At 68.4% G+C, this 22,602-nt stretch carries 23 protein-coding genes and 1 pseudogene; 17 read left to right on the top strand and 7 right to left on the bottom strand.

The genetic code is table 11. From position 1 onward, the window contains the following. Positions 1-21: 21 nt before the first annotated feature. Together ACFP1Z_RS31545 and ACFP1Z_RS31540 are read left to right on the top strand one after the other, a co-directional pair. Positions 22-567, top strand: coding sequence for a hypothetical protein (locus ACFP1Z_RS31545; protein WP_390321167.1), 546 nt, complete (start codon positions 22-24; stop codon positions 565-567). Positions 568-681: 114 nt separating this feature from the next. Beyond that, on the top strand, positions 682-2,205 hold the full coding sequence (locus ACFP1Z_RS31540; protein ID WP_390321166.1) for a S1 family peptidase: 1,524 nt from the start codon (positions 682-684) through the stop codon (positions 2,203-2,205). 398 nt (positions 2,206-2,603) lie between these two features. On the opposite strand, the gene ACFP1Z_RS31535 is transcribed toward ACFP1Z_RS31540, so the two are convergent. Continuing rightward, positions 2,604-3,167, bottom strand: a complete 564-nt coding sequence (locus ACFP1Z_RS31535; RefSeq protein ID WP_390321164.1) for an N-acetyltransferase — start codon at positions 3,165-3,167, stop codon at positions 2,604-2,606. Then, complete coding sequence (locus ACFP1Z_RS31530; RefSeq protein ID WP_390321163.1) at positions 3,160-4,047, bottom strand: hypothetical protein; 888 nt, start codon at positions 4,045-4,047, stop codon at positions 3,160-3,162. Before ACFP1Z_RS31530 ends, ACFP1Z_RS31535 begins: the two co-directional genes overlap by 8 nt. A gap of 559 nt (positions 4,048-4,606) precedes the next feature. Between ACFP1Z_RS31530 and ACFP1Z_RS31525 the strand changes: the two genes are divergently transcribed. Beyond that, positions 4,607-5,062: a DUF6415 family natural product biosynthesis protein gene (locus ACFP1Z_RS31525; protein WP_390321162.1), complete on the top strand. Its 456-nt coding sequence runs from the start codon at positions 4,607-4,609 to the stop codon at positions 5,060-5,062. Positions 5,063-5,086: 24 nt separating this feature from the next. Continuing rightward, the gene (locus ACFP1Z_RS31520; protein WP_390321161.1) at positions 5,087-5,371 is read left to right on the top strand and encodes a hypothetical protein; all 285 of its coding nucleotides are present in this window, start codon (positions 5,087-5,089) and stop codon (positions 5,369-5,371) included. Between the two features lie 215 nt (positions 5,372-5,586). Here ACFP1Z_RS31520 and ACFP1Z_RS31515 read toward each other — a convergent pair whose 3' ends face one another. Further along, complete coding sequence (locus ACFP1Z_RS31515; protein ID WP_390321160.1) at positions 5,587-5,778, bottom strand: hypothetical protein; 192 nt, start codon at positions 5,776-5,778, stop codon at positions 5,587-5,589. A 274-nt stretch (positions 5,779-6,052) separates the two neighbouring features. Between ACFP1Z_RS31515 and ACFP1Z_RS31510 the strand changes: the two genes are divergently transcribed. Beyond that, positions 6,053-6,307 carry a hypothetical protein gene (locus ACFP1Z_RS31510; RefSeq protein ID WP_390321159.1) on the top strand — a complete coding sequence of 85 codons (255 nt, stop codon included), beginning with the start codon at positions 6,053-6,055 and terminating at the stop codon, positions 6,305-6,307. Beyond that, complete coding sequence (locus ACFP1Z_RS31505) at positions 6,304-6,558, top strand: hypothetical protein (protein ID WP_390321158.1); 255 nt, start codon at positions 6,304-6,306, stop codon at positions 6,556-6,558. The genes ACFP1Z_RS31510 and ACFP1Z_RS31505 overlap by 4 nt, the downstream gene beginning before the upstream one ends. A gap of 455 nt (positions 6,559-7,013) precedes the next feature. On the opposite strand, the gene ACFP1Z_RS31500 is transcribed toward ACFP1Z_RS31505, so the two are convergent. Then, positions 7,014-7,574, bottom strand: a complete 561-nt coding sequence (locus ACFP1Z_RS31500) for a TetR/AcrR family transcriptional regulator (protein ID WP_390321156.1) — start codon at positions 7,572-7,574, stop codon at positions 7,014-7,016. Positions 7,575-7,670: 96 nt separating this feature from the next. Here ACFP1Z_RS31500 and ACFP1Z_RS31495 point away from each other — a divergent pair, with 96 nt between their 5' ends. Continuing rightward, positions 7,671-8,366 (top strand): DUF2867 domain-containing protein, encoded by a 696-nt coding sequence (locus ACFP1Z_RS31495; protein WP_390321155.1) that lies wholly within the window; start codon positions 7,671-7,673, stop codon positions 8,364-8,366. Here ACFP1Z_RS31495 and ACFP1Z_RS31490 read toward each other — a convergent pair. After that, entirely contained in the window at positions 8,311-8,850 is a 540-nt protein-coding gene (locus ACFP1Z_RS31490) for a phenolic acid decarboxylase (protein ID WP_390321154.1), read from the bottom strand. The two genes, ACFP1Z_RS31495 and ACFP1Z_RS31490, sit on opposite strands and share 56 nt — an antisense overlap. 173 nt (positions 8,851-9,023) lie before the next feature. Between ACFP1Z_RS31490 and ACFP1Z_RS31485 the strand changes: the two genes are divergently transcribed. From ACFP1Z_RS31485 to ACFP1Z_RS31450, 8 genes and pseudogenes are all read left to right on the top strand, one after another. After that, positions 9,024-9,470: a MarR family winged helix-turn-helix transcriptional regulator gene (locus tag ACFP1Z_RS31485; RefSeq protein ID WP_390321152.1), complete on the top strand. Its 447-nt coding sequence runs from the start codon at positions 9,024-9,026 to the stop codon at positions 9,468-9,470. A 62-nt stretch (positions 9,471-9,532) separates the two neighbouring features. After that, positions 9,533-10,195: pseudogene (locus ACFP1Z_RS31480) on the top strand (IS5 family transposase). A gap of 547 nt (positions 10,196-10,742) precedes the next feature. Next, positions 10,743-10,997 (top strand): hypothetical protein, encoded by a 255-nt coding sequence (locus ACFP1Z_RS31475; protein ID WP_390321151.1) that lies wholly within the window; start codon positions 10,743-10,745, stop codon positions 10,995-10,997. Positions 10,998-11,000: 3 nt separating this feature from the next. Further along, positions 11,001-11,378: a toxin Doc gene (locus ACFP1Z_RS31470; protein WP_390321149.1), complete on the top strand. Its 378-nt coding sequence runs from the start codon at positions 11,001-11,003 to the stop codon at positions 11,376-11,378. Positions 11,379-12,628: 1,250 nt separating this feature from the next. Beyond that, positions 12,629-12,823 carry a hypothetical protein gene (locus ACFP1Z_RS31465; protein ID WP_390321148.1) on the top strand — a complete coding sequence of 65 codons (195 nt, stop codon included), beginning with the start codon at positions 12,629-12,631 and terminating at the stop codon, positions 12,821-12,823. A gap of 287 nt (positions 12,824-13,110) precedes the next feature. Next, complete coding sequence (locus ACFP1Z_RS31460) at positions 13,111-14,166, top strand: alpha/beta hydrolase (RefSeq protein WP_390321147.1); 1,056 nt, start codon at positions 13,111-13,113, stop codon at positions 14,164-14,166. Positions 14,167-14,933: 767 nt separating this feature from the next. Beyond that, positions 14,934-16,670, top strand: a complete 1,737-nt coding sequence (locus tag ACFP1Z_RS31455) for an ABC transporter permease (protein WP_390321146.1) — start codon at positions 14,934-14,936, stop codon at positions 16,668-16,670. A 38-nt stretch (positions 16,671-16,708) separates the two neighbouring features. Further along, positions 16,709-18,013, top strand: coding sequence for an ABC transporter ATP-binding protein (locus ACFP1Z_RS31450; RefSeq protein WP_390321145.1), 1,305 nt, complete (start codon positions 16,709-16,711; stop codon positions 18,011-18,013). Positions 18,014-18,015: 2 nt separating this feature from the next. Here ACFP1Z_RS31450 and ACFP1Z_RS31445 read toward each other — a convergent pair whose 3' ends face one another. After that, positions 18,016-19,848: a helix-turn-helix domain-containing protein gene (locus tag ACFP1Z_RS31445; protein WP_390321143.1), complete on the bottom strand. Its 1,833-nt coding sequence runs from the start codon at positions 19,846-19,848 to the stop codon at positions 18,016-18,018. Between the two features lie 97 nt (positions 19,849-19,945). On the opposite strand from ACFP1Z_RS31445, the gene ACFP1Z_RS31440 reads away from it, so the two are divergent. Next, positions 19,946-20,782: a class II aldolase/adducin family protein gene (locus ACFP1Z_RS31440; protein ID WP_390321142.1), complete on the top strand. Its 837-nt coding sequence runs from the start codon at positions 19,946-19,948 to the stop codon at positions 20,780-20,782. 58 nt (positions 20,783-20,840) lie between these two features. On the opposite strand, the gene ispG is transcribed toward ACFP1Z_RS31440, so the two are convergent. Continuing rightward, positions 20,841-21,983 (bottom strand): flavodoxin-dependent (E)-4-hydroxy-3-methylbut-2-enyl-diphosphate synthase, encoded by a 1,143-nt coding sequence (gene ispG, locus ACFP1Z_RS31435; RefSeq protein ID WP_390321141.1) that lies wholly within the window; start codon positions 21,981-21,983, stop codon positions 20,841-20,843. A 348-nt stretch (positions 21,984-22,331) separates the two neighbouring features. On the opposite strand from ispG, the gene ACFP1Z_RS31430 reads away from it, so the two are divergent. Continuing rightward, positions 22,332-22,589, top strand: a complete 258-nt coding sequence (locus tag ACFP1Z_RS31430) for an FUSC family protein (protein WP_390321139.1) — start codon at positions 22,332-22,334, stop codon at positions 22,587-22,589. Positions 22,590-22,602: the final 13 nt, after the last annotated feature.

The following is a 22,602-nucleotide window of genomic DNA, read 5'->3' as shown; positions in this document are numbered from 1 at the left end:
CCTCCATACAAGGGGACATTCATGAGTCTCGCACGATGGATCACTGTCATGGGTACGGCGGCCTTCGCCTGCGCGACCACGGTCGTCACCGCCACCGCCTCGCACGACCCTTCTGCCGCCTCCCACGCCCCCACGCCCCGTGCGCCGATGGTGAGCGCTTCGGACAGCCAACCCGGGTATGCGATCGAGGACTTCAGCTATCCGGGTGCCGCCAAGATCAAGGAAACGAAGGGCATCGCCCTCAAGCGCGGCGACGGCCACATCGTCCTGGCCGAGTGCGGCAGTTCCCCGGGCCTCATGGAGGTGTGGTCCCGGAGGACCGGTAAGACCTGCTTCCGCGTCACCGCCAGCTCGGGCTACCTCTCTCTGGAGATCCCGGCCGTCTACTTGGTCAAGGGCAGCGCCAGCCGCACCGCTGATGTCGTCCTCACGGCCGCGGACGGCAAGCGCCAGGAGGTCCGGGTTCCCGCGGACCGGTGGACTTCGGTCGGTGAATCCACCGATCCGAAAGCCCACGAGCACTCCCTGATCGAGATCGGTGTCGGGAGAAACGGATCAGCCGCGTAGGTTCCCGGCTCACCCTCCCGTCGCCACCGCATTGTGGAAAGGATCTGTTGTATGCCTCGATGCAGACGCCTCACCGCTCGGCTGGCAGGCTTGTCCGCAGCCGCGCTCCTGGCCATGGCCTTGCCGACATCCGCCTCCGCAGTCGTCGGGAACGCGGCCACGGACGGAACGTACACATTCACCGCCAAGATCGACATAGGCGGGCTGCGCTCCTGCTCCGGCGCACTGGTCGACAAGCAGTGGATCCTCACCGCCGGGAGCTGCTTCGTCGACGTCCCCACGGCGAACCCCCACCCTCCGGCCGGCGCGCCGAAGTTGAAGAGCACCGCGACCATCGGCCGCACCGACCTGAACGGCGGCACCGGCTCGGTCGTCGGCATCGTGGAGCTGGTCCCGCACCCCGACCGGGATCTGGTGATGGCCAGACTCGCCAAGCCCGTCTCCGGCATCACCCCGGTCGCCCTGGCCAAGGCCCCTCCCGCCACGGGCGAGTCCTTACAGGTGGCCGGCTACGGCCGGACCAAGGACACCTGGGTCCCCACGCGCCTGCACACCGGTTCCATGGCCGTGACCGCGGTCCATGACGGCACCGTCGAACTCGCCGGTCAGGGTCCGGAGAAGACGGCGATCTGCCGGGGCGACACCGGCGGCCCGGCCATCCGTGTGACCGACGGCCGCACCGAGCTGGTCGCCGTCCACAGCACCTCCTGGCAGAACGGATGCCTGGGCTCCGACGCGCCACAGGACGGAGCCACCGACACCCGGGCCGACGACCTCGGCCCGTGGGTCCAGAAGATCGCCTACGCCCCGGTCTTCGCCGCCCAGCCCTGGAAGCAGGCCCGGCTGTCCACCGCCGGCTACTTCACCGGGGGCTCCCCCGGCACGTCGCGTCATATGGACCTCATCGTCAAATGGTCAGACGGTGAAGTCACTCTCTACCAGGGCGCCGAGGGCAACGACCCCCGCTACCCCTTCGCCGCCGAACACCGCCTCGCCCCGGCCAAGGGGCTGTGGACACACGCCGTGTCCCTCAGCGCAGGACGCTTCACCGGCTCCGGCCCCGACGGGCTGATCGTGCGCTGGGACGACGCAGAACTCACCCAGTACACCCACGTGAGCCCCGACGGATTCACCGGCGAAAAACGCCTCGCCCCCGCCCGCAACGCCACCTGGCCCAAAGCCCATCAGCTGACGGTGGGGAACTTCACCGGCAGCACCCTGCGCGACGACCTCCTGGTCGTCTGGGACAACGGCAGGGTCACCCTGTTCCCGGACACCGACGCCAACGGACTGCGCGGCGAGGAACAGGTCATCAAAGCCAACACCACCTGGCCGTACGCCGATCGCATCGCCGCCGGCCACTTCACCGGGAAACCCACGGACGACCTCCTCGTGCGCTGGTACGACGGTGAAATGACCATCTACAGCGGCAGCACCTCCGCCGGAATCGGCACCGAACACAACGTCCGGCCCGCCAAATCCGTCTGGAGATACGCCGACATCCTCACGCCCGGCGCCTTCACCGCCAACCAGGTCCCCAACGACCTCTTCGTCAAATGGGAAGGCGGGGCCGTCAGCCTCTACGACGGAGTCGATACGGCAGGACTCCACGCCGAGACAAAACTTTTCGTCCCTTGACCCATCTTTCGTGACGGACCTCTCAATCGGCGCAGCAGCCGCCGTACTTCCAGCACACACCCAGGTGAGGGCCGTCTCGCCCATGGTTCTGACGTCCATTGCGGACGCTGTTCGTGATCTACGGGCGGTGAGGAGCGGCGATGCCTCGTGGGAGCAGGCAACCGCGCTGCACCGGTCAATGGTTACCGGTCCGTCAGACTCGCAGCTGCGAGTCTGACGGACCTGCTGAGGCCGGAGCCCATCCGTCACCCGTGCGATTGATGGCGTTCATGGATGGTCGGCAGGACGCTCTGCAAGAAGCCGTGAAGCCCACCAAGAGCCCGGACCCGAGCAGCACCGCCGGGCTCACGCCGTGACGGGCGCAGACACCCTCCCAATACACCCGAGCCGCACCGGCCCTACCGCTCGGCCAGGCGCAGCGGGCGTGTCATGCACGCGAAGACGGGCGAGTCGGGGAACGGCTGCTGGCTGGCCACTTGCTCATAGCCCCAGGACTGGTAGACGGCCCGGACCTTGCCGCCGCCGGCCTCCGGGTCCACCAGGAGCGTCACCCGCTCCTCGGTGCGCCCGGCAAGGAGCGAGTCATGAAGGCGCCGTGCGGCCCCCCGGCCGCGCCAGGGCTTGCGGACGCAGATCTCCTGGAACGCCAGCGTGCGGGAGCCTGTCTCGGTCGTGTACCCGTCGGGGACCGGGGTGGTCACTGAGGACCACCAGCGGGTGTCGGGAGCGAGCGGGGTCCCGAAGCAGAACCCCACCGGCTCACCCGCCGGAGTCCGGGCGATGACCGTCTGCCAGCCGGGGCGCCGGGCGTAGACGAGGAGCCGTTCGTCGAAGCGGGCGACCGTGTTGAAGGGGTGGTCCAGGAGCCCGAAGTCGCCGCGGACCTCGGCGTGCAGGTCGAGGATCGTCCGGCGTACTTCCTCCACAGTGCTGCTGCGGCGGAACTCCAGAGCATCAGGCATGCAGGGTCTCCTTCCGGTGGGCGGTCCACTCCCGGGCGGGGCGGCTCGCGGGTGCGGTGTCGAGCAGACAGGCCGTGAAGTCGCCGAGCACGTGCGCGGTACGCCCGTGGACCAGAGCCGGATCGAGCGTCCGCGCGGTGGCCACGGCGTGGCCAGCGTCGCCCTGGTGCAGCTGCGCGCGAGCCAGATAGGCTGCGGCCAGGGCGCGATTGCGGAGCATGCCCGGCTTGAGGTGGGCGAGAGTGGCGTGGGCGTGGGCCTCGGCCTGGTCCCAGCAGCGCAGGGTGCTGAGCGTGGCGCAGGAGAGCAGTTCGAGTTCGGCGCGGTCGAAGAACCGCATCCACGTTGGCCGACCGCCGGGGTCCGGGTCGGTACGGGACAGCGCCCGCTGCGCCGCGTCGAGACTGCGCCGCACGGTGACGGGTCCCTCGGTGTACGCCTGGTCCACCGCCAGGCGCGCGTACGTCAGCGACGCATACAGGTGGTCGCTGCGGGCGACCTGGGTACTGCGCGCGGCCTCGGAGGCGGCCAGGGCGTCGGCGGGACGGCCCAGGTGACGGTAGAGCGATCCGGCATGTCCCCACACGGGGACGACGGTCGCAGGATCGCCGGAGAGCGCGGCCAGCGCGATCGCCTGGTTCACATAGCCCTCGGCCGCCGCCAGGCGGCGGTCGTCGATCGCCGCCCACAGCGCGGAGTCCGTGAAGTGCGCGGCCGCCGCATACAGACGTGAGCGGACCCGCCCCGACGCCGAGCCAGAGTTCTGCAGAGTGATGGCCTCCTGGGCCAGAGCGGCCGCGCGCCGCTCGACATCGTCCGTGCCGCCCGCCTGGTCGTCCGCCGCGACCAACTGATCGTGCAGCGTCTCCAGGCGGTCCACGTCCGACAGACCGATTCGCGACGGGCCCGCCCGGCCCGCCCCCGGGACAAGGCCAGCAGCGGCCGCAGCAGCAGCCGGGGCCGCGCGCAGGAGAGCACGACGGTACACAGGATCCTCCTCCCGGAAGCCGGGCGGCGGGACGAAACCCAGATCAGCGGCCGGCCGCTCAAAGACCGTCTCCAGCGCGATCCGCGTCTTCGCCCTCGGCCAGCGCACCCCATGCAGAAGATCATGCACCGACCGCTCCGAGAACGACCCGTACCGCCCCGTCACCCGCTCAACCACCAGATTCATCCGGTGCGCCAGCTGCGGCCGCCCCAGCCCCAACCCGGCCATCGCACCCCGGAGAACCGCATTCTCACCCACCCCCCGAACGTATCGGGACGGGCACGCACGGCCATGTCACGGAGAAGTCAAAACTTCCTGATCCCCAGAGGAAACCCGTGCCCATTCCCTCCTGACCCCCCGGCCGTCTACGGCAGTTGACTCCCCGTAGGCGCGGCGGCCCGCCATCCCCGGCGCGTGCCGCCGTGCCCCTGCCCGGAATTCGAGGAGAACCGTGGACACCGCTGACAACAACACCCGATGGCACCTCACCACCATGATGGCCTCAGACGAAACTCCACTCGACCTCTACACCATCCGAACCACCATCGACCGTGCCCTCCAGCCACGCCCCGCACTCCCCCGCCACGAAGAAATCCACGACATCACACAGGCACTACGCGGACACCTCGGCGAACTCGCCGCCGAATCAGAGAACCGACGCGACGACTGCACCCGCCACACCGCCGACTGGCACCACTGGAACATGCTCTACGACCGCGCACACACCGACCTCGGCCACAGCCCCGGCAACGGACTCCACTCCGCCACCCATATACATGAAAGAACTCGCCCACGCCTGCCGCCACATCCTGGGCGAACTCACCGCATTCTGAACCTCCGGGAAGCGGACGGAGTGTTGATTGCCACTCAGCCGCCCTGCCGACAACCCGGCCCTCGGCGAGCATGAAAGCCGCCCCGTGGGGCGGCTTTCATGCTCGCCGAGGGCACAGCGGCACAAGCTGATCAGCGTCGCGATCAGCTGCAGGACATGGAGTACACAGGGGTGGTAACCTCCGCCCCTGTCGTGACGTCCACGGCAACCCATGTCGCCGGATCGTTCCGCGGCTGGGACGGCACGCACCTGACATCGGTGATGTGGTTTCTGAAGCTGCCATCCGGCACGGCGTTCAGAGTCGCCGTAGGTGTGGATGTACCCGCCGAGCTGGTGCGGCTCCTCATGGACGGTGATGCCGGCGTGAGCACCTGCCCAGCCTGAGCGGTAGCGGACGGCACGGTGAAGGCCACGAGGCACATGGCCCCTGCGGCGGCCCGCACAGAAGCACGAGTTCCTGGCACGGATGATTCCCCCCAATCGACCCTGATGCATCAGTCCCGTGCCTTCCCAAGACCTCACGACAAGAACACCCATATACGGTCGCATTTCTGTTCCTGCGCAAACCTCCCTGGTCCACACGACGAACCGACGCCGTCTCACAGACCACGCAACGCCTCGAAAAGGTCATCGCCGTAATGCGCCCAGCAGATGGCGCTGCCGTCATCGTTGAGACTGCCCATGTACCACTCCGTGTCATCAGCGGACTGCACCAGACACAACGTGCCGAAGCCCAGCACCACCGCGGGAGGTATCACCTTGTCAGCCTCGGGAGAGATAGCCCAGGTCACGGTCCGTTCGGTGTGGAGCGGGACGGCCTCCCGGTCCCCGGACACCTCGCGGATCTGTTGAAGGGACCACCCTGCCGGAAGTCGTGCATCAGTCACACGGAAATGATCTCAGTGCCGACAAGGGCTTTTCCGGTCTCGGGGCGCCGGCGGACCCCGACACAGGGCACGAGCACTCCTGCTGCAGTCCTGTGCGCCCGCCGTCGTTCCGGGTGATGCCCTCGACAGCACATCGCCGGCAGCTGAGGGCGGGCAGGCCCGTACCGGGTTGAAGGGCGTGGTCCGGAACGGGCCGCGCGGGTCCCGGCTCACCGCCGGGCCCACCGGCCGGCCCGGGGACCTTCAGCAGTTCGAGGAGGAGCTGGGCGCTGCCGACTTGGACAACCTGACGGCGGTGCGCCGGATCACCCAGCACTATCGCCACCGCGTCCTGCTGCGGCTCGATCCCGTGGGATCAGCCGCAGTGGGCAGGTCACCCGAGGACGTCATGGCCGAGCTGCGGAGCAAGCTCGCCGACGGGCCGGCCCGGTGACCCACGCGTTCTACTCCGACGCCGCCGAGACGGCCCGCATCGAGCTGACCCGGGACGAGCGGGCCGCCGTCGACCACGTCCGCGCGGCCCTGGAGGCCGACCCCCGGCAGGGCCACCCCATGCCCGACAGCGCCCTGCAGGTGGTCGACCTGTTGCCGGAGGAGACCGGTGGCCGCGGCATCTCGGTGGTGTACCGGTACGGTGACGAGCTCGACGCCGCGCTGATCCTGTGGCTGGTAACAGGGCCATAGCGGCTGGTTCCATAGCGCGGAAGACGAGGCGCTCGCCTCCCTATCACTCTCTGCACGCCCAGGGCCTGCTGCTCATCGCCCGCACTCCGCTCCCAACGGCCGGTGGGCTTTCATCGAGAAGAAGATCGAGGCGCCCCCGGAGCTCCGCCAAGCACAACTCCGCTTCTGAGCACTGCTGTTGATCCACCCGCCGCGTTCCGCATCGCGGTCTACGCACTCAGGCCACGCTCTGTTCCCGCACCGTCCGGTCGGCGCCCTGCCCCGCTCGCACAGCACGGGCCCGGCGCAGGGCGGCGGCCTCGGTTGCCGCAGCCTGGCGGCGGCGCTGCGCGGGGCTCGCATCGATCGGTCAAATGAGATGGCGCAATGGGCTGCTTTCAGAACCGCCCCGGCCGAGGGGGGACGCTTCCGACGTCGGCCACGGGCCGGCTGACGGCCGTGCCCGGGCGGCCCGGCTACGCCAGTAGCCGTTGTCTGATCAGCTCCATTACTTCCGCGTGGCTGCGCTTGCCGTTGTCGGCCGCATGGAAGTGGTTGCCGATGCGCACCGTAACGGTGAGCAGGCAGCGGACCTCGACCTCGTCCTCGTCGGGGCAGAAGGAGGAGAAGAGGGAACGCAGGTATTCCATACGGCGGTTGTCGACGCGCCGGAGGCGTTCGGCGACGGCCGGGTCGCGGCGGGCCCAGTCGCGGATCGCTATGTCGGCGGTGGGGCCCCGCACCGGCCCGTCGGCGGAGGCGGCGACGATGGCGAACAGCCGCTCCAGTTTGGTCCTGGCGTCTCCGCCACCGCTCTCGACCTGCTCGATCACGCTCTCGGTGACCTCGTACTCCCAGGTGTCGAGCATTTCGTCGAGCAGAACGCCCCGGTTCCTGAAGTACCCGTAGAAGCCGCCCTTGCTGACGCCGAGTGCCTGTGCCAGTACCTCGACCCGGACGGCTTCGGGTCCGCCTGCGGCCAGCGCTCGCAAGCCTTCCTCGATCCATTTGCCGCGCGGCGTTCGGGTCGCGCCCATGGTGTGTGCCTCCTCACGTCCGGGCCGAGTATACGGCGGCGCATAGACGGCTCTAGGGTCGATCTATACGCCACCGTATAGACAGGGGCCTTGCTCATGCGACTTCCCCGGACCGCCCACACCGACCGCCCTTGGCGCATTCACGAGTTCGCCGCCGATTTCACGGTCGAGGACGTGTGGGCACTTACCACGCCCGGCGGACCCGACGACCTTGTGTGGCTGGTGCGCCAGATCACCGAGGGGAACAGGAACGGGGTGAACGGAGAAGGCCTCGTCTCCCGCCTGCTTTTTGCCGTCCGCTGGAGGCTGGGAGCAGTGCTCGGCTGGGACGCGTCCGGTACCGGCGTCGGCGCGCGGTCTCCTTCCCTGCGTGACCGGTTGCCGGCGGACCTTCGTGAGGGGCCCCGGGGCCCCGATCTCGGCTCGTCCCCGTTCACCTCTCTCTATCAGAGGGATGACGAATGGGCCGCCGAGATGGGCAATAAGACCGTGCACGGGGTGATGCACATCGGCTGGGTTCCGGACGGGGCCGGCGGCTATCGCGGTCAGATGGCCGTCCTGGTCAAGCCGAACGGGCTGTTCGGCACCCTCTATATGGCGGCGATCAAGCCCTTCCGGTACGTCGTGGTGTACCCGGCGCTGATGCGCTCCATCGGCCGCGAATGGCAGGCGAACGCCGCCCGGCGGAACGCGCCGGCGGGAGATGCCGGAACTCCGCGCCGAACGGTCGCGTCGCTCAGTCGGTCCGGTCGGCCCAGTCGGCGGGGAGGTCGCCGGGGGCCACGGAGATGACGTCCTCGTTGTCCCGGCCGACATGCTCGAAGAGGGTGATCTTCGCGAACTCCGGGACGACGTAGATCGGATACGTCGGTCCCGCATCGCGGTACTCGCGCATCAGGTCCAGGTGGTCGTTCTGAAAGAGGACGGTGCGCTCGCCGTGCTCCCGGATCCACTGCGGGAAGAAGATGGTGCCGTGCAGGCGGCGCTTGCCGGGCAGGACGTTGACGACGACGGAGGTGCCGGTGGGCTCGGTCCAGGAGACCTTGTAGCAGTCGTCGTCCAGCTGGACCAGGTCCACTTCCTGGTCCTTGACCCAGCGGCCGCCGACATGGCCGGAGTGGATGCGGTAGTCGATGGTGCGGTCGTTCTTGACGTACATCTCGCACTGCCAGCCGTTGGCGTACGTGTAGATGAAGCGGTGGCCGACGATGCCGGAGCGGTCCTGCGGGGGGACGGGCTGGTCGACGGTGGTGGTGAACGCTCCGTTGGCTGTCATGGGGAGAGCCTCCTGTTGCTGATGGTGCTCGGGATGCCCGGGGTGTTCGGGCTGTCCCCGGTGCCTGGCGTACTCGTGTGGGGGTAGCTGTGTATGCCCTGTACGTCGACACTATTTGAGTTTGCCACAAAACTATTTTGTTTTCAAAAGCATGCTGCCCGCACAATGGAGTCATGGACACCGCAACCAGGCTCAGCCGGCTCATCGGCCCGCTGCGCCGTGCCGTACTGCGCACCCGGCGGGCCGACGACGGCCTCCCCGACCTTCCCGAGGCGCAGATCGAGCTGCTGCGCCTGCTTGCCGGGAGCAAGCGGCTGACGCCCCGGGAGGCGGCGGCGCGGCTACGCGTCGCCCCTTCGACCATCAGCAACCTCGTACGCACCATGAGCGGTGCGGGGCTCGTCGAACGGACGCCCTCCTCGACGGATCTTCGGACGGTGCACCTGTCCGCCTCGGCGGCCGCCCTCGACATGCTCGACCGCTATGACCGCGTCAGCACGGCCGCCCTGCGGCGGGCCGTGGAGGGGCTGAGTCCGCGGAGCCGGGAGGCGATCGAGCACGCGTTGCCGGCTCTCGACGAATTGCTCGTGGCGCTGGAGGCGGAAGAGGCGGGGGGGTAGAAACGCTCCGGCGACTTACTCCGCGGCTCAGACCGTGTCCTATGTGGTGGGACGTTCGCTAACTGAAGACGGGGCGGGGTACGTGGAGTTGGATTGTTCCGGACGGGCTGTGGGAGATCGCGGAGCCGCTGATCCCGCCGGAGAGGGTACGGCCGCAGGGCGGCGGGATGCCGAACACGCCTGATGAGCCGCTGTTCGCGGCGATCGTGTATGTGCTGGTCAGCGGTTGTGCCTGGCGTCATCTGCCGCCGTGTTTCGGGGTGTTCGAAGTCGACGGCCCACCGCAGGTTCCTGATCTGGTCGCGGGCCGGTGTGTGGGCCCGGCTGCATGAAGTGGTCCTGCACTGGCTCGACGGCGCCAGCCTGGTCGACCTCACCCGCGCCGCCCTTGACTCCCACCACGTCAGGGCCAAAAAAGGGGGGCGGGCTCACGGGCCCGTCGCCCGTGGACCGGGGCAAGCCGGGTTCCACGATGCACGTCCTGCCGGACGCGGCCGGGCTGCCCCTCGTCGTCGGACTCTCCGCCGTGAACACCCACGACAGCCAGGCCCTGAAGCCGATGGTGGAGGGTCTCCGAACGAGGCACGACCCCCACCGCGGGCGGCACTTCAAGCCCCAGCGCCTGCATGCGGACAAGGCAACGCGCCCCCCGCAACTACCTGGCCTTTCGCGGTCTCGCAGCCGCGATCTGCTGCTACAAGCGGCTCATCCGCCCCACCACATAGGACACCGTCAGGACAGCTCCTTGTCGATCGTCGTACCCGGCCACGTCCAGCCGGGTACGACGATCGTGCGCCGAGGCACTTCGAGAGTGTTAATGGCGCCGCGACGGCAACGGTCCCGGCTCAAGGCCCAAGCTGCCGGACGGCGATCCCGGCCGAACAGGTGCGTATCCGAGCTGTTTTGAGCCGTTTGTGGGCACGGTCGGCCGCCCGACAGGCTCCCGGGCCATGACGATGACTCAGCGGGCAGGGATGATCACGACCGCGACGGCGACCCGGCAGGGCACGCATATCCGTTGCTTGTGCGGCCGATGATCCGGCTACCCCGCACCGTGTGTCCGAGCAGGGCGGCCGAGGTACCAGACCGCAGTGCGTCAGCCGGCCGAGCGGGCCGGTAGCCAGGGACTCGCCGCCGGTCTCCCGAAGGCGATCGGCCAGCCGGTCGACAAGCGGCCGCACAGCGGATCCAGCGCATCATCCAGAACCGTCTCTGGGCCGTGTATTGCCGAACCGCTGCCTTCTGTATGGCACGTGCCGTACAGTGCGGTGCATGGGCGAGAAGACGGAAAAGATCACCATCCGGGTGAGCCCGGAGACGGCCGAGCGTCTCAAGCTGCGTGCCGAGGCGGAGCGGACGACGGTCACGGCGCTGCTCACGGAGGCTGCCGAGCGCGATCCGCGTCTGGAACTGGCGGCGGCCCGCTTCAGGGAGTTGATGAAGTCCGGCCTGGTCGAGGAGTTCGCGGCCGCGTTCCCCGACGAGGAACCCGACGCCGCCGGCCGCTCCGGGGCGAAGGCCGCCTGAGCGATGCCGTCCGAGCTCCACGTCGATGTGGCATGGCTTCTTGAGCAGCAGGCCGAGTTCCTTCCCAAGGCCCTCGAGGTGAGCGACTTCTCGGGTCTGGTCGCCGCAGTGGCCCGCCACAAGGTCAATACTCCCAGGCTCGGGTACCTGCCCGACGCCTCGTGGCGTGCGGCCGCGCTGTTCCATGAGATCGTCAGTGTCCGACCGCTGCCCGCGCGCAACCCCACGTTCGCCGCCCTCGTGGCGATCTCCTACATGCAGGCTTCCGGCGAGGGACTCGCCGAGCCCTACGGCGGCTTCATCAACCTCGCCCACGCTGTACGGGCCGGGCAAGCAGACGTGTTCACCTGCGCCGAACGGATCCGCCACTGGCGTATCTGATCACGCTCGGGCCCGGCATGCCCCGCCCATCACCGAGCGCGCCCCGCTGCGCGGCAACGGCATCCGTCTCATGTGTTGCGCCGTGCTCCGCGTTCCGCCCGCATCACGAGTGAAGGGCGGGTGCGGCCCTTCCAACTTGCCGGGGGGCTCCCCCCTCTCGCCGTTCTTGTACTTCGTCGACGGCTGTCAAGCGTCGAGCGACGTTGTGCGCTCTCATGTGAGCTGCGGGTTCACCGAGGCGTGACGATCCTGGTGGATCCCGGTCTTCTCTGCAGCATACGGACGCTCAAGTTCGCGGACGTTGGGTGCTGGAGATGGCATCCGCTGACGCACCCGGCCTGTCCTACCCAGCAGGCAGGATGCAGCATCGGCCTGGCCGTCCTCCAGGTCGCCGACGGCGACTTCTGACTCCGCGAACAGTAGATCGACGTGCTCGCTGCGGCCGTTCGCGATGCGTACGTCGGGCGTGCCGGCGCGCGAGGTCGCCTGCCGAGGTGAGCGCTCAGGTCTCGGTTGACTGTGGCCCGCTCGCCTGCCATGAGCGGCTTCCCGAGGGACTCCGCGATGGTCGCCCGGATCGTCTTCACGTCCAGCGGGACGAGCGCGACCGCGTGGTCGGCGCCGACGTGCAGCACGACGTCACACACCGGGACGGTCACTGCTTCGTGCCCTGGGCGGCGGACAGGCTGGGGAGCATCTCGAACGTGCGCTGTCCTCCGTGGACGGGTCGCCGTGCGTCCGAGGGGACGGGACGAGCGCCAGCCGGGCCCAGGTGAGGCCCTTGGCCTGGGCGGTCTTGGTGAAGTGGCCCTCGGCGCGCAGGAGGTCGTCACCGTGAGGCTGTGTGCAGGTCACCAACACGACGGCCCCGCACCCCCCTTCGCTGTCCGGCAAGTGAGAGCGACCGTACGAACCCGTGCGAGCACCCCCGGACCCTCCCGCCTGCAGAACAGGCCCCCCGAGGGCGCCGGCCTCGCAGCTGTGAAACCGGAATTCGCGGCACAGCGACCCGCATCACCCACCTGCGGCTATCTGCTCCCCGTCATCCCTCACCCCCATGGGGACCCTGGAGCCCCCTCATGTCCCTCTTCGCGCCAGGCCCCACGACACCTTCCCGGGACTCCCAGCGGTCAAGTGCCCGTGCGACGACACCCCGAGCGTCCGGGACGGCAAGCTCGGCAACCACTTCCCGCCCATGTGGTCGGGGCGCCCGGCGACCCTCAAGGACCCCTTCCTGCCGGGCAACTCCCTTGAGTGTCTTTCGAGGACGTGCAGGTCTCGGCGACCGTACCGGCTTCACGGATACCGAAGTCGACTACGAGCGCCGCTTCATCCGGCACGAGCGGGAAGGCGTCGTGACCCGCAAGGGCGCCACGTTCGTAGCCGTCGGCTGCGTCCCCGACGCCCTGGGTGACAAGGCCCGTCTGAAGAAGGCCTTCCGGTAGCGGCTGCTGAATTTCCCACGGGGTTGGCCCTGGCCTGGGCCGATGCAAGACCGTCTCACGAACGGGCTCGTCGCCAACGCACTTTCGCAGGGGGCCTCGATCGCTTCCCTGCGCGCGCCGCGCACTCCTGCGCGCCGGGCGCGCCCTCCTGCACAACCCCTCGCCTGCTCTGGCCCACCGCCGCACTACGGGCGCATGTTTCTGTCTTCGGCTCAGGTCGGCAGCCCGTGGCTGCCGTACTGCGGAATACGGAGGCGTATGTGGCCAGGTTTCGGAACGATGTGCGGGTGCGGTGTGTTCTCGGGCTGGCCGCGCTGCTGGCAGTGTGTGTGCCCAGCGGGGCAGCGCAGGCAGCGCCGGCCTCGTGCCAGGGGGCCGACGTCCCCGTCACCGGTGTCGTGGAGACGACGATGCACGGCACCTTGTGCGTGCCCGCGGGTGGTACGGCCGACACGGTGGCGGTGCTGGTGCCCGGCGCGACGTACAACCACACCTACTGGGACTTCCCGTACCAACCCCAGACGTACAACTTCCGCCAGGCCATGAACAGTTCCGGTTATGCCACCTTCGTCGTGGACCGGCTCGGAACCGGCGCGAGCTCACGCCCGCCCAGCGCCCTGGTCACCGCGTCCGTCCAGGCAGGGGCCGTGCACCAGGTGATCCAGGCCCTGCGCGGCGGCCGGATCGGCGGCACGAACTTCCGCAAGGCCATCCTCGGCGGCCATTCGCTCGGCTCGCTGATCAGCGTCATCGAAGCGGGCACCTACAACGACGCGGACGCCGTGGTGCTCACAGGCATCACCCACCGGATCATCGCCACGAGCGTCGTGGACATCTTCACCTCGTCCTTCTACCCCGCGGACCAGGACCCGGCATTCGCCGGAAAAGCCTATGACCCGGGGTACCTGACCACGAGGCCCGGCACCCGGGCCGCCGACTTCTACGCCCCCGCCACCACCGACCCGGCGGTGGTCACCACGGATGAGGCCACCAAGGACGTGTTCAGCACCGCCGAGGCGGCCGACGGTCTCGGCGTGGCCGACCTCCTGCCGTACTCCCGCCAGATCCAGCACCCGGTCCTGCTCACCGTCGGCGACCAGGACAGATTCTTCTGCGACTCCCAGAGCGGCAACTGCGCCAGCGCGGCGGCACTCAAGGCCCAGGAGGACCCGTACTTCGGATCTGCGGCCTGCCTGCACACCTACGTCCAGCCCGGGGCGGGCCACGACCTGAACCTGGCCACCAACACCGCCCCGTACCAGCAGGCGGTACGGGACTGGGCCGACGCGTTCGTCGGAGCGGGGCCCGAACCGATCACGCCGCCCGCGAAAGCCTGTGCCTGATGCCGCATCACAGGCGCGGGCCGGACCACCCGGCCACCCGAAACCCGGGCCCAGCGTGACTGCTTCCCCGCAGGGAAGCAATCGAGGCCCCCTGTGATCCGGTTTTCTTGAGGCCGGACTGCGCCGTCGGCAAGGGGCTGCTGGGTTTCGTCCGGTCCCCTCGTCAAGCTGCATGCGGACCTGAACAACGAATTCCACGGACGCGTCCGCACCGAAACACGGCACACGCTCTGGGCGCGGGAGACGCCCTCGGTCCGTCGGCCCGGGGAGATCACGCAATGCCGAAAGTTGACAAAACCCAGGACGGGGAAGGGTATTGCCGCGCCGCACGCGCGGCGGCGGGCCGGATCATCCGGACGCCGGGCCTCATTTCTGAAGCATTCCTGAATTTCCTTCACCTTGACCTTCCCCATACCAATTCCAGAGGAATTAACTCTGCCCGGAGAATTTGACGCGCCCTCGCGGTCTGTGCCACAGTCGCCGTGAACAGCCTGATCGTGAGCATGTTCAACGATCTCGTCGAATGTTCACATTCTTCTGGTGCCATGAGTGAGGGAGGTGGTCGTTGTGCGTCTCAGCGAACCTCCCAGTCCTCTTCTCCCGACCTGCCGCTGAAGCAGGCCACCAGTCTTCCCATCCCCTCCCCCAGGGACCTCTGTCCCAAGGGGTTCTCGGATGTTTCCCACTGCCCTCCAGGGCTGTCTGCAGCACCGGTTGCCCGTACTTTTCGCGCGCCCGGCGACTCTCCTACATACCTCAGGTTTTCCATGTCGAAACTCCGTGCATTTCCGTCACGCGGTGCGATACGCGTCGCCCGCACGCGCCCGATCGACGTACTTGTTCTCTGCGGCATCGTCGCGCTCTTCTACGGACTCGTCCGGGTCGGTGCCACCACCGACCAGCCCGTCCGATCGGGCAACCCGATAGCAGTCTCGACGGACCCGGGTGAACTCCCCTACTACGCCGCCCGCTCCGTGCTGCGTATGTTCGCGGGCCTGGTTCCGTCCATTGTCTTCACCTTCGTCTTCGGTACCTGGGCCGCCCGCTCCCGGCGCGCCGCAAAAGTGATCGTTCCCGCCATCGACATCCTGCAGTCGGTCCCGGTACTCACTTTCCTGAGCATCACCGTGACGGGCTTCATCGCCCTGTTCCCCCATTCCACCCTCGGACTGGAATGCGCGTCGGTCTTCGCTGTTTTCACCGCGCTCGTCTGGAACATGGCCCTCGCCTTCTATCAGTCCCTCATAACCCAGCCGAAAGAACTGGACGAGGCGGCCCGGCTGATGCGGCTCACCCGCTGGCAACGCTTCTGGACGGTGGATGTACCCAGCGGAATGATCGCCCAGGTCTGGAACGGGATGATCAGTTTCGGCGCGGCCTGGTTCGCGCTGTGCGCGTCGGAGACCATCAGTGTCAACGGCAAGGACAATGCCCTGCCGGGAGTGGGCTCGTATGTCGCCCAGGCGCTGGACAACGGCGAAGGCGAACGGGTCGCCCTGGCCGTCGTAGTCATGGTCGTCATGGTCGTGGCCGTCAATTTCCTCTTCTGGCGGCCGATCACCGCCTGGGCCGAGCGGTTCCGCACCGAGGACTGCGAAATCGCCGAGCAGCCCCGCAGCTGGTTCCTCCAACTGCTGCGCCGCTCCACTCTCCCCGGCCGGCTGGGCCGCGTGCTGCGCCCCGTCGGGGAACGGCTGGACCGCGTCATGCGCGTTCTGGGCACCAGCCCGGGCCGGCTGCACCACAACCCGGTGCGTCGCACATACGCGGACATCCTCTTCTACGCCGTCTACACGGTGGTCGTCGTGTGGGGCCTCTACCGGGCGTTCTCCTACGTCCTGGCCAATGTCCCCGTCCCCGAGATCGGGCACGCCGCGCTGATCGCCCTGCTCACCTACGGCCGGGTCCTGCTCCTTGTGGCCTTCTCCACGGTCGTCTGGGTGCCCATCGGCGTGTGGATCGGCATGAATCCGAAGGTCAACCGGCTCGCCCAGCCCGTCGTTCAGATATTGGCCTCGTTCCCGACCAACTTCGTCTTCCCGCTGGCCGTCGTCGTGCTCGGCGCCTCGGGCGTCTCCCTGAACTGGGGCTGTGTGGCCCTGATGGCTCTCGGGGCCCAGTGGTACGTCCTGTTCAACGTCATCGCCGGAGCGAGCGCCATCCCCGGTGACCTGCGCGAAGCTGCCGCGGACCTGGGCCTGCGCGGCTGGCTGCGCTGGAAGTCCCTGATCCTGCCGGCGGTGTTCCCGTCCTACGTGACGGGAGCGCTCACCGCCTCCGGCGGCGCCTGGAACGCCTCCATCCAGGCAGAGATCATCAACTACGGTTCGACGACCTTGACCGCCATCGGAATCGGCGCCTACATCCAACAGGCCACGTCCGACGGCGACTTCTCCCGCAACTTTCTCGGCGCCGTCATCATGAGCGTCTACGTCGTCGTCCTCAACCGGCTTCTGTGGCGCCCTCTCTACCGCTTCGCCGAGAAGCGCTGCGCTCTTCTGTAACCCACAAACCCACATCTGCACCTCAAGGAATCACCTCCATGAGCACGTCCGTCATTTCCACTCAGAACATCAACAAGTCCTTCCCCGGCCACAACGGGGGCGTCCTACCAGTCCTGCAGGACATCAACATCACCGTGCGCGAAGAGGAAGTCGTCGCTCTGCTCGGCAAGTCGGGCTCCGGAAAGTCCACTCTGCTGCGCCACATCGCCGGCCTGCTCGCTCCGAGCAGCGGACTGGTCCGTTACCGCGGAAAGCCCGTCGAAGGGCCCAATCCCGGCACCGCCATGCTGTTCCAGTCCTTCGCCCTCATGCCGTGGCTGACCGTCCAGCAGAACGTCGAGCTCGGGCTCCGCGCCCGGGGCATCCTCCCCCGTGAACGCGCGCTCCGCGCTCTGCAGGCCATCGACATGGTGGGCCTCGACGGCTTCGAGAACGCCTATCCCAAGGAACTCTCCGGCGGCATGCGCCAGCGCGTCGGCTTCGCCAGGGCCCTGGTCGTGGAACCGGACGTCCTGCTGATGGACGAGCCCTTCTCCGCCCTCGACGTCCTGACCGCACAGACCCTCCGCACCGAACTCACGGACCTGCTCACTCACCCCGACAGTCCGACCCGCACCGCTGTCCTGGTCACCCACAACATCGAGGAGGCCGTCCAGCTCGCCGACCGCATTCTGGTCCTGGACGCCAACCCCGGCCGTATCAAGGCGGAGATCTACGTCCAGCTGCCGCGTCCCCGCGACCGTGACACGGTCGATTTCACCGCCGTGGTGAACGAGACCTACGAGGCCCTCACGGGCGAACGCGGTACTCCCCCGACGCGCCCCATGAACGCCGGTGACCACTTGCTGAGCGCGGGAGCGCCCATACCGTCGGCCACCGTCGAATCCCTCGCCGGTCTCCTCGAATTCCTCGACACCCGAGGCGGTTCCCTCGAACTGGCGCCCCTCGCCAACGCGCTCTCCTACGAGATCGACGACCTGATGCCCGTGGTGGAGGCAGCGCAACTCCTCGGCTACGCGAAGATCGCCGCCAACTGCCTGAAGCTCACCGCATCCGGCCGGGCCTTCACCCGGACGGACATCCTCCCGCGTAAACAGCTCTTCGCCGGCGCCGCACTCGCCAACGTTCCTCTCATGGCCACCATCCGCACCCTTCTCCTCGCCTCCGGCAACAGGCGGATACCCGAGTCGTACGTCATCGACCGTCTCTGCGGAAACTTCACCGATCACACCGCACACCAGCAGCTCAACACGGCCATCGCCTGGGGCCGTTACGCCGAGTTGTACGAGTACGACGCCGACGACCGGGTTCTCCTTCTGCCGCCGGGCTCTGCCGGACGCTGATGTCACCCTCCGAGCTGCTCCGGGTGCACGCGGAGCAGCATGTGCAGGTCGAGTGAGCGCGGGGCGTCGCGCCAGGTGGGGCCGAGGAGCCGGTCGAGGACGGCGAGGCGCTGGTAAAGGGTGTTGACGTGGATGCCGAGTTCCTTGGCGGCGGGTGCGGCCCGGCCGCCGTGGTCCAGGTAGGCCTTGAGGGTGGGGAGAAGCGGCACGCTCCGCCGTTCCTGTTCCCTGAGCACGGCGCCGAGTGACTCCTCCAACTGGGCCCGAAGCTGGTCGCGTCCGGTGTGGCTGAGCAGGACGCGGTAGATGCCGAGCTCGTCGGCGGTGACGACGGTGCCGGTCCGGCCGAGGGTCAGGAGCGCGTCGAGAGTGGCGACGGCGTCGCGATAGCGGTGGTGGAAGTCCGCCGGTCCGGTGGTGGGCCCTGCGATGCCCGCCGTGACCGTGGCGAGCCGGCCCCCGGTGCGGCCCGTCCGTGCCAGGGCCTCCGGGTCGCCGGTGGGTACGACGGCGACGAGCCGGGGGCCGTCAGCGGCGATCACCGTCCCCGCGGGGAGCCCCAGCGCGTCGATCTCGCCTCGCGCCCGCTGCCGGTCCTCACCCGGCTCGACGGCGACCAGGCAGTACCGGGTGGACGGCTCAAGGCCCGCGTTGCGCATCCGCTGGCGCAGCGCCGCCGGGTCGGGCTCGGGACGCAGCAGCAAGTCGACCACGAGAGCGTCGCGGCTGAGCCGGGTCGCTTCCGCGACCGCGCGCTCGCCGACGACGGCGAGGGCGAGAACGGGAGCGGCCCGGTCGAGGAGCAGCCGGTCGTGGTCGGTGTCCTCGCCGCCTACGAGCACCATGACGCCGACTACCAGCCGACCCGCGACGACGGCCCTGGCCAGGCCGGCTCCGCCGTCGAGCGGAACGACGGCGAAGCCGTGTTCCGGCTGCTGGTCGAGCAGGGAGGCGAGCAGGGAAGGGAGCTCCGGCAGCCGGTCGGCGAGGTCGGGGGGCACGCCGTCGCGCGCGTCGACGAAGGCGATGTCTCCGGTGGCTGCCTGTGCGATCTCGTGCACGAGGCCGTCCACCCCACCGCCGCGCAGTACCACTCCGGTCAGCTGCCGGTCCCAGGCCAGGGTCCGGGCCAGTTCCTCGTTGGCTGCGGCGAGACGCTCGGCTGTGTTCTGGTACCGCTCCAACGCGGCCGCGTTGTCGATCGCGATCGCCGCGTGCGAGGCCATCGCCGACAGGAGGGTGATCTCCTCCTCGGTGAACTGACGCTCCCGTCGCTTGCAGACGAACAGCGCGCCGATCACCTCATCTCGCACGACCAGGGGCACCCCGAGCAGCGCCTGGAACCTCTCGGCGGCCGCCACCGCGTCGTACGAGTCGTGGACGAACGCGGACTCCGTCGAGTAGTCACTGGTCCAGATCGCCTCGCCCCGTGTGATGACAGCGCCGAGCATTCCGGCCGTACGGGGCGCGCGCAGTCCTCGCAGGTGCGGGGTGAGGGCGCCGCTCGCGACTTCGAGGACGACGCTGTCGCCCCGGACCAGACCGATGTACGCGAGGTCGACGCCCAGCAGCCGGCGGGACTGCGTGGTGATCTCCGGCAAGAGCTCCGATGGCTGCCGCACCCCGGCCAGCAGCGCGGCGATGTCGTTCAGCGCGGCCAGTTCCGAGGCCCGACGGCGCCGCTCGTCGAGCCGTGACTTCAGCCGCAGTACGGCACTCGCCTCCCGGTCCACGCGCGTGGCGTCGGCGCCTCCGCGCAGCAGCCCGTCGCGGTGCCGGTCGATGGTCTCGGCCGACGCTCCCGCCAGGAGCAGATCGAGCCAGGAGTCGTCCATGAGCCGCCCTTCATGTGTGCAGACCTCACATGGAAAAATACCCGACCGGGAAGATTTGCATATATCTTCCCCTGGCTCACGGATCTAGCGTGAGGGCATGAACGAAACGAAGAATGCAGCCACTGTTCCGGATTCGCAGCACGGAAAGTTCGGCGAAGTGAATGTCTTCCAGGCCGGCCTCGGCGGTCTCCCCTACCCTCCGGAGAACCTTTCCACGGCGGAGGAGCGTCTGCTGCGCAAGCGTGAACTCGCTGCCGCCTTCCGGCTGTTCGGGAAGTTCGGATTCTCCGAGGGTGTCGCCGGTCATGTCACGGCCCGCGACCCGGAATTCCCCGACCGCCTCTGGCTCAACCCGTTCGGCAAGAGCTTCAGTCAGATAAAGGTCTCCGACCTGATCTGTGTCAACGATGCCGGCGAGGTTGTCGAGGGCGACGGCATTGTCAACCGGGCTGCCTTCTGCATCCATTCGGAGGTCCACAAGGCCCGTCCGGACGTCGTCGCCGCCGCCCACACCCACTCGCTGTACGGCAAGGCCCTCGCCTCACTGGGCAAGCGCCTGGAGCCGATCACCCAGGACGCCACGGCGTTCTACCGGGACCACGGCCTGCACACCGAGTACGGCGGCCCGGCCGGCTACAAGGAGGAGGGGCAGCGGATCGCGGAGGCCGTCGGCTCCACCAAGGCCGCGGTCCTGCAGAACCACGGCCTGATCACGGTGGGGCACAGCGTGGGCGAGGCGGCCTGGTGGTTCATCACCATGGAGCGCTCCTGCCAGGCGCAGCTCGTCGCCATGGCCGCAGGTCACCCGATCCACATCGACCACGAGACCGCCGAGTTCTCCCGCAAGGAGGTCGGTTCCCACTACGCGGGCTGGCTCAGCTTCCGCCCGCTGTGGGACCAGATCACCGCCGAGCAGCCCGACCTGTTCGACTGATCCCCCGCTACCGGATGGCCCCGCCCGGCGGGCGCCGGGCGGGGGCCGTACCGGCCGCTCAGCCGGCGACAACGGTGGGAGTTCCCGTACCTCGCATCCCGTCGGCGAGTTTGAGCGCTTCCTCGATGAGTGTCTCGACGATCTTCGACTCGGGGACGGTCTTGATGACCTCGCCCTTGACGAAGATCTGGCCTTTGCCGTTCCCCGAGGCGACACCGAGGTCGGCCTCGCGGGCCTCTCCCGGGCCATTGACGACACAGCCCATCACGGCCACTCGCAGGGGGACGTCGAGACCCTCAAGGCCGGCGGTCACTTTGTCGGCGAGGGTGTAGACGTCGACCTGGGCCCGGCCGCAGGAGGGACAGGAGACGATCTCCAGGCCGCGCTCGCGCAGGCCGAGGGATTCGAGGATCTGAATGCCGACCTTGACTTCTTCGACCGGCGGGGCGGAGAGGGAGACCCGCAGGGTGTCGCCTATGCCCTGGGCGAGCAGGGCTCCGAAGGCGACGGCGGACTTGATGGTGCCCTGGAACGCGGGCCCGGCCTCGGTGACACCGAGGTGGAGCGGGTAGTCACAGCGTTCGGCGAGCAGCCGGTAGGCGTGAATCATGACCACGGGGTCGTGGTGCTTGACCGCGATCTTGAAGTCACGGAAGTCGTGTTCCTCGAAGAGCGAGGCTTCCCAGAGGGCGGACTCCACCAGTGCCTCGGGAGTGGCTTTTCCGTATTTCGCCAGCAGCCGCTTGTCCAGGGAACCCGCGTTGACACCGATGCGGATCGACGTCCCGGCATCGGCGGCCGCCCGGGCGATGTCCTTGACCCGGTCGTCGAACTGCTTGATGTTTCCCGGGTTGACGCGCACCGCCGCGCACCCGGCGTCGATGGCCGCGAAGACGTACTTCGGCTGGAAGTGGATGTCTGCGATGACCGGGATCTGGGACTTCTTCGCGATCGCGGCGAGCGCGTCGGCGTCGTCCTGGGTGGGACAGGCGACGCGCACGATCTGGCAGCCGGCGGCGGTCAGTTCGGCGATCTGCTGCAGGGTGGCGCCGATGTCGGAGGTGCGGGTGGTGGTCATCGACTGCACCGATACGGGTGCGCCGCCGCCGACGGGCACGGTGCCGACCCGGATCTGCCGGCTGGTGCGGCGCTCGGCCAAGGTGAGCGGAACGGACGGTATGCCCAGGGAAACGGAGGACACAGTGGCTCCTTGCCGTGGGAGCAATGGGAGTTCTTCGCTGAGCCGCGTCGCCCGCTGCACCGGAGCAGCTGATTCACCGATTCGAAGGGGCGAAAAGGCCGTGCGGCGAAGCTAACTGACGTCGCATGGCGCGACAAGCTTTCCGATGGACTGAGGACATTGGTCCCGGAACTCCGGCCCGACCATGAGTCTTCGGTCCCTGAAGAGAAAGGCCCAAGGTCCTTCGCATGCCTGGACCGGGAAAAGAAACGCCATTCGGCGTCGGCCGCCGAGCGAGCGTGCGTCCCATGCTCGGTTCCGGCCTGGGCGACACCACCTCCGCACGGTCGCTGCGCGGAGGTGTTTCGCATGGGGTTGGCGGCCGCGGCGATGACCCTGCTGCGTCCGGATCGCCCATGGTGGCTACTGATCACCGTGGTGATGGTGTTCCAGCCGAACGATGCGCTGGTCCACCCACGGGTGTTGCGGCGTGTCGTCGGCACCGTCACCGGTGTGGCCGCCGCGATGGGGCTGTCGTACCTGATGAGCGTGTCCGTGCTGGTGCTGGCCGTACCGACCACCGGCATCGGAATGACCAACTGTGTCCGGCCCTTCCGGGCCGCCTGACCATTTATGGAGG

Source organism: Streptomyces gamaensis, from assembly GCF_042656465.1.
GTDB lineage: Bacteria > Actinomycetota > Actinomycetes > Streptomycetales > Streptomycetaceae > Streptomyces > Streptomyces gamaensis.
This window is presented reverse-complemented; position numbering and strand designations above follow the sequence as displayed.